This is a genomic window from Cyanobium sp. Cruz CV13-4-11, assembly GCF_024346055.1.
Lineage (GTDB): Bacteria > Cyanobacteriota > Cyanobacteriia > PCC-6307 > Cyanobiaceae > Cyanobium.
In genome coordinates, this window is record NZ_JAGQCH010000048.1 from 1 (window position 1) to 6,471 (window position 6,471).

Consider the following 6,471-nt stretch of genomic DNA (forward strand, 5'->3'; position numbering starts at 1 on the left):
ATCGCGATCCCAAGGAAGCGGCTGATAACTGGCATTTGTAAACTATAGCGTCAAACCGGCAAGTTGCCAAAGAGTGCGAGACGGCGATCTCGTGTGCAAGCCCTTGTCTTAGGCTCCGTATAACGCTCCAGATCAGAAGCGGGCAGAAACTTAGGGGAAAGCCCATAGCCCCAGCTCCCGTCTTCTGCATCTGGTTGTTATGCAATGCCCCGTGTCCCCATCACGGCGCAAATCCGATCGGCGCCCCGCTGGCGGCATCCCAGATGCGCAGGGTCTTGTCGCGTGAGCCGGAGACGATGCGCCGCCCGTCGGGGCTGAAGGCCACCGAGAGCACCAATTGTCTATGCCCTTGAAGCGGCGAGCCGATGGGCTTGCCGCTGGCGGCATCCCAGAGGCGCAGGTTGTTGTCCCATGCGCCGGAGACGATGCGCCGCCCGTCTGGGCTGAAGGCCACCGAGAACACCAATTGTCTATGCCCTAGCAGCCAGCCGATGGGCTTGCCGCTGGCGGCATCCCAGAGGACCAGACTGCTGTCCCATGAGCCGGAGACGATGCGCCGCCCGTCGGGGCTGAAGGCCACCGACCTCACCGACTCTGTATGGCCTTGAAGCGGCGAGCCGATGGGCTTGCCGCTGGCGGCATCCCAGAGGCGCAGGGTCTTGTCGCCTGAGCCGGAGACGATGCGCCGCCCGTCGGGGCTGAAGGCCACCGACCACACCGACTCTGTATGGCCTTGAAGCGGCGAGCCGATGGGCTTGCCGCTGGCGGCATCCCAGAGGCGCAGGGTCTTGTCGTCTGAGCCGGAGACGATGCGCCGCCCGTCGGGGCTGAAGGCCACGGCATTGACATCCTTGTCTCCATGGCCCTGCAGGGCGTAGATCAGGCTGCGGCTCGCAGCCGGCTGGGGGCTTGGTGGGCTCGGGGCAGTGGCAGCGGGAAGGACGGCTGGAGCGGCGGTCGTCGGGCGTTGCGGTGCGGGCTTTGGCTGTGGCTGTGGCTGTGGCTGTGGCGCAGGCTGGGGCTGGGCCTGTGGGGAGGGTGCAGGCTGCTGGCGGCTCGGGACAGAACCGTCAGCCACGACGGCGGCCACGCCAGGGGCGCGCGGGTTGAGGAAGACGTCTCCAATCAAGGCCTCCGATACCCAAGGTATCTGCTGATTACCAGTGGCCTGCACCACATCGTTCCTCACGCGGCGAAAGAGCTGGCCCACCTCCAGATTCGGGGTGCGCAGATGGCGCAGCAGATAGGTGGTGAAGGGTGAATTGGAGCTGTTGCCAACGCCGTCAGCCGCCACCTTGCCAGGTGCGGTCGAGAAAGCGATCAATGTGCCACCTTCACCAGATGTCAGGGGCGTTGCTAAGCCTCGGGCAGTGCCTCCACGCGCGGTGGAGCGCCAGCGGCGATAGAACGGATTATCGCGACATGCATCAAGAATAATGATCTTTGCGGTGGCACGCGTGGACTCCACTGCATTAATCACCTTGCCGAGCGGTACAGCGTCGTATTGAGCATCGCTCTGACGACTGAGTTGGGCATTGATCGGTACAAGATAATTCTCGCCATCCACCTGCACGCCATGGCCCGAAAAATAAAACAAGCCAATCTCGCCTGGGCCCAACCGCCGACTGAACGCCTCCACCGCCTCATCAATGGCGCGCCTATCGGCATTGCGCACAAGCGTGACGGAAAAGCCAATCTCCTGCAACATGCGTGCCACCGCCTCCGCATCATTCACTGCATTGTCCAGGCGATTATCCGTGTAGGCGCCATTACCGATCACCAGCGCCGAGCGCTTGCCGGCCTGAGCTTGGGCCAGGAGCTGGCTAGAAGGCGCACGTTCTGAGCTGATGCGGCGCGCCCCAAGTGCATGGGCCTGCACTCCAGTTCCAACGGCCACCGCCAGCAGCGCCAGTGCAACGCCCTCCCCCAGCCGAGCCATCACTGCACCCCATAGGGCCGCACCAGCAGCCCGAGGCTGCCGTCGGCCGCCACCTGCAGCCGTTGCAGCACATGCACCACGTCTGGGATATGGGTGAGTTTGGCGAACTGCTCGGCGGTGAGCACCGGCGTGAGGTCCACGATCGCGGAAGCCGAGGCGGCATCGACCCGCAGGGCAGAGCCGGGCAGCGCATCCAGCGGCAGGCTGAGGCCGCGGATCGGGCGCACCTGCTGGCGGATTCCATTGGGGAGCGTCACCCACAGATCGTTGCTCTGCTGAAAGTCAATCCTGCTGACCTTGGCCATGGCCACCGTCTGCCGCTGCGGCCCCACCGCCAGGGTGAGGGCGGTGGGGGTGAGGGCTACGAGCTGGCCGCTCAGGGATCCACCCTGCTTGAGCCGCACGGTGGCAGAAGCAGGCAAGGCCACGGGCCAGGCGTTGCGGCTGGCGGCGGCCGCTGGCCTGGCCTGGGCGGCGGCCAGTGACCACGCCAACAGCGATACCACTGGTGCTGGAAGGATCAGCGTCACCACCATCAAGGTCAAATACAGGGGGCGAGCCACTGACAGGTGGAGGTAACCGTTGATATGGCGCATCGTAATGGCGATCAGAGGGCCTGAGCTGGGCTGAGGATGACCAATCGATCACCCTTGCCTCCATCGGGAAAGATCAACACAGGTGGGGCCTTGCCGCCGATCTGAGCAGATGGAAGGCTGGGTATCACCAGAAGCCGACCTCCGGTATCACTGAGCAGCCGCCAGCGTCGTCGGCCGCTGTCTGAGTTCAGCTCATCTCCAAGTAAAGCGTCATAGCGCTCGTGACTGCCGAAGAGACGCACATCGCTCGGATTCACCAGCATCTGATCTGGGTCGCGCCCGATCACGGATTGCGCACCTGGCATGGCAATGGTGATCAGCGGCAATGTTGAGGTTTCATCTATCGCATCGCGACGCGCATCAGACAGCCCTTGGCTTGCAGCAAGCCCATAAAGCACCAGCAAGAGCCAAAGCACAATCACCAGCTCATTGGCCAGTGAGAACAGCAACCGCAATTGCTGGCGCTGCTCTCGACCCAGCCCAATGCGCTGCAGCATATTCCCCAAAAGAGGCAGCAGCCATCCGCTAGAAAAGCGAATGGCACGGAAAGTGACAACAATTCCCGCAAAAGCCAGCCCCAGGCCAATGATGAATCGAAGAATTGACCATGGACTTCTGAATAAAAGCGAAAAAGCCGCGATTGAAATCGTTTCTACGGGGAATCCCAGGCTAGCCGGATCTACTTGAAAATAGGTGAAGTAATGCCAGCGGAAAATCCATCCTGTGAACAAAAGAGCAATGGCGACAAGGCCAATGCTTCCAGCAAGCTGGCCAAGCGGAGTCGCAGAATCATTGTGAGATTCATCCATAAAACGAGATCGGCACATTGAAATAGCGCTTCCTCTGCCCCTTGATTATAGGCGATCGGCCAAGCGGGCCTGCCGGCTTTCCATTTGCATAACGCTGCCTCTGAGTGGCAGGGAAGAAGCTATCGCTATCGAAGCGGACTCGACGGCGGCCTGTCCACTCCAGGGGCCTGTTCGAAGGTGTCGCGTCTCCACAGGCAGCATGTGCTGACCTACACCGCCTAAACAGAGCTCAAGTCACCTCCGCTTCACTTCTCACACTTGCGCTCAACTTCAGTCCAAGAGCCGAGACGACCTTCAGGATGGTGTCAAGGCTCGGGCTGCGCTCTCCAGATAAGGCCTTGTAGAGGCTCTCCCTGGACAGTCCTGAATCTCTGGCCACCTGGGTCATCCCCTGGGCCCGGGCGATGTCGCCCAGGGCCTTGGCAATGAAGGCAGCATCACCATCCGCCTCTTCGATGCAGGCTTCCAGGTAGGTCGCCATCTCCTCGGGTGTGCGTAGATGCTCGGCAACGTCGTACGAGGTCGTCGTGGTTTTCATCAGGTCTCCTCCGTCAGGTTGTCTGCCAACAGAAAGGCCTCATCAATGTCCTTGGCTTGTGAGCTATTGTCTCCGCCAGCCAAAAGGATGATCAAGGCGGTTCCCCTCTGCAGGTAGTAGACCCTGTACCCAGGGCCGTAGTTGATCCGCAACTCCGATACGCCGGCCCCAACGGGCTTGACGTCACCAGGATTGCCGCCGATGAGGCGCTCGATCCTGGCCAGAACCTTCGCCCGGGCTCTCAGATCACGGAGACCCGCAAGCCATCGGACGAACCGCTTTGTTTGGCGGACTTCAACCATCCGCCTACTGTAGCCTCCTGGCTACTGTCTCGCGGCGGGGACCCGCTGGCTCCCATCAAGGAAGGCACATCCTTCGAACGCTGCCCCTGAGTGGCAGGCAAGGAGCCTGGGGTGGCGTAGCAGAAAGCTGGTGGTGGCCTGTCCACTCGAGGGGCTTGTTAGCGGGATCTTCAAACTATGTCAGGGAACAACTTTGAAATGTGAGATGTAATCTGAGTGCCAGCACCAGAGAACAAGGGCGCTAAATAGTCAGAGATATTCTCACCTAGGGCCTCTCCTGCGCTATCAGCAAACCGCCCACCAAGCCTCACCAATACACCGCGAATAATTCCGCCCAAAGAGTCATCTGCTGCACCTGCATCGACCAAGGCAGCTTTGACCAAAGAATGGTTTTCTCTGGGGATGCAGTCAATAACCAATGCGTTGAATGCATCTAGGTTGAGCTTCACAAGACTGGGCGAGAAAGAACCATCAGCCGGATAGCCAAGCTGGCCTAACCTAAACTTTAAATGATCAGTAAGTAGAGGATTTTCGATCTCGAGGCAGAATAGATCACCTTGTTTCTGTATCAACGGCCTTTGAATGGCTGATTTCAGTAGATCATCAAGTGCAGCTGCGTCGAGGCGACGAAGGTCTCTCTCGTAGACAAGGCTTCGTGATTTGGATTTTGTGATTTTCAGGCGTTGAATTAACTGATAAAGTGCCGGTTCGGAGTCAAGATAACCGATTCGCACAAGGGCTTCAAGCAGAAGAAGTTCAATTTCCTTCTTGGGAAGTGAACCGAATGATGGCCTGCAGAACTCCATGAGAATAAATTCGAGTATTTCGCGCCTCTCTGAATCACTTAGATTGGCTATCGATTGCTTGATCGTCATACAGATTGATCGTTACAGGTAATGCTTCTGTCAACGTAGCAATCGGTTCTTGCCATGTCAATGTGGCCTGACCCGATACCCGCTAACGCTGCCCCTGAGTGGCAGGCAAGAAGCCTGCGGTGGCGCAGCAGATAAGTTGAGGTAGCCTGTCCACTCGAGGGGCTTGTTAGCCATTTTGGACACTAAGATCATTCCTGTTCAACACGTGCGCCTATTATTATGTTGGAATTGCCTTAAGTTCTTCGTTCAAATTATCGATGCGTGAGGCGTTGCTCTTCAATAGGCGCTTTACCAAGCGAAAATTCATGTTGATGCCACTATGGTCAGCGCGACCAGGAGTTCGACGTCGAGAACTTGACATCTCCTCGAGACGCGAAAAGCCATCAAGTACGATATTTGAAAGTCGAACATTAGCCTCCTCGGAATATTTTGTTACGAGCGAATATATTCGTGCACTCTTTCTGCCTATCTCTGCGTGAAGAGATTCCGATAAGTTTCTTTTTTCGGTGGGCTCATCTACAATATAAGTGAACCTTATGCCACTGGTTTGTGATTTGCGATCCCAAAAAACTGACATTGAGTCTGGGACTTCATATGGAGAGACGATCAAGTTGGCGCCTTCTCCGCACTCTATTAGGCCGGCCACTTCGGTCCCATACCTGGATGGATCTGTGAGTATTGGGCGGGAAACAAGCTCCATGTCAGAAATCCTTCAGAAGTTGATCAAGAACTGGGAGATGCAGATTGATGATTTCTTGTATTCTACTCTTCTTCAGACAGGGCTGTGAGCTATCGATCACGATAGCGCCCCAGGGCTCGTTGTCAACGTATACTGGTAAACCGTAAAAGGAGCGAGCCCTAAGCTCTTTACGCAGGTATCTTTTAAGTGGAAAGAAAGTGGTATCCTCATAGGTCTTCTTGTCATCTTCCGTGCAGTTCGCGGAAAGATCGGGCAGGTCTGGAAGATCGATGCAGCATCTATATGCCCATGTTCTGCCAGCGACTCCCTCGGCTTTCGATGGGTCGTCAGGTCCTATAAAGATAGACAACATCTGCTGATAGGTGTGACTGGATCGAGCTACTGGAACCATCCATCCTGACCAAGGCCATGAAAATCGAAAATAGAATGGCCACAGCCGAATACAAGGATGGAAACGGTCCCTTCTGAATAACGTTACGCGATGGTAGTGCGAGGTACTATCAAGAACTTCTTTGAATAAGTGCTTGTCAATCGTGTCTAGCGTTGCTTGAACCGACTTCCATTGCAATGGCCTACCAATCCATCCATGGCGTCCCCTGAAGTGGTGTAAATCCCCCGGCACCCCCACCCCGGCGTAGCCGGGGTGGGCCGCGCACCTCAGGCCGATCGGCTTAGCGGCTGGCGTTGCAAGGGGTGGGCAGGCCCGTTTCCC

At 57.4% G+C, this 6,471-nt stretch carries 6 protein-coding genes; all 6 read right to left on the minus strand.

What is annotated here, in order from left to right; genetic code table 11:
• Nucleotides 1–220: 220 nt before the first annotated feature.
• Nucleotides 221–1,939: a caspase family protein gene (locus KBZ12_RS18145; protein ID WP_254959469.1), complete on the minus strand. Its 1,719-nt coding sequence runs from the start codon at nt 1,937–1,939 to the stop codon at nt 221–223.
• Nucleotides 1,939–2,433, minus strand: coding sequence for a hypothetical protein (locus KBZ12_RS18150; protein WP_254959470.1), 495 nt, complete (start codon nt 2,431–2,433; stop codon nt 1,939–1,941). The genes KBZ12_RS18145 and KBZ12_RS18150 overlap by 1 nt, the downstream gene beginning before the upstream one ends.
• Nucleotides 2,434–2,546: 113 nt before the next feature.
• Nucleotides 2,547–3,344 (minus strand): hypothetical protein, encoded by a 798-nt coding sequence (locus KBZ12_RS18155; protein ID WP_254959471.1) that lies wholly within the window; start codon nt 3,342–3,344, stop codon nt 2,547–2,549.
• Between the two features lie 229 nt (nt 3,345–3,573).
• Nucleotides 3,574–3,882 carry an addiction module antidote protein gene (locus KBZ12_RS18160; protein ID WP_254959472.1) on the minus strand — a complete coding sequence of 103 codons (309 nt, stop codon included), beginning with the start codon at nt 3,880–3,882 and terminating at the stop codon, nt 3,574–3,576.
• Nucleotides 3,882–4,184 (minus strand): type II toxin-antitoxin system RelE/ParE family toxin, encoded by a 303-nt coding sequence (locus KBZ12_RS18165; RefSeq protein WP_254959473.1) that lies wholly within the window; start codon nt 4,182–4,184, stop codon nt 3,882–3,884. The genes KBZ12_RS18160 and KBZ12_RS18165 overlap by 1 nt, the downstream gene beginning before the upstream one ends.
• A 170-nt stretch (nt 4,185–4,354) precedes the next feature.
• Nucleotides 4,355–5,059: a hypothetical protein gene (locus KBZ12_RS18170; RefSeq protein ID WP_254959474.1), complete on the minus strand. Its 705-nt coding sequence runs from the start codon at nt 5,057–5,059 to the stop codon at nt 4,355–4,357.
• Nucleotides 5,060–6,471: the final 1,412 nt, after the last annotated feature.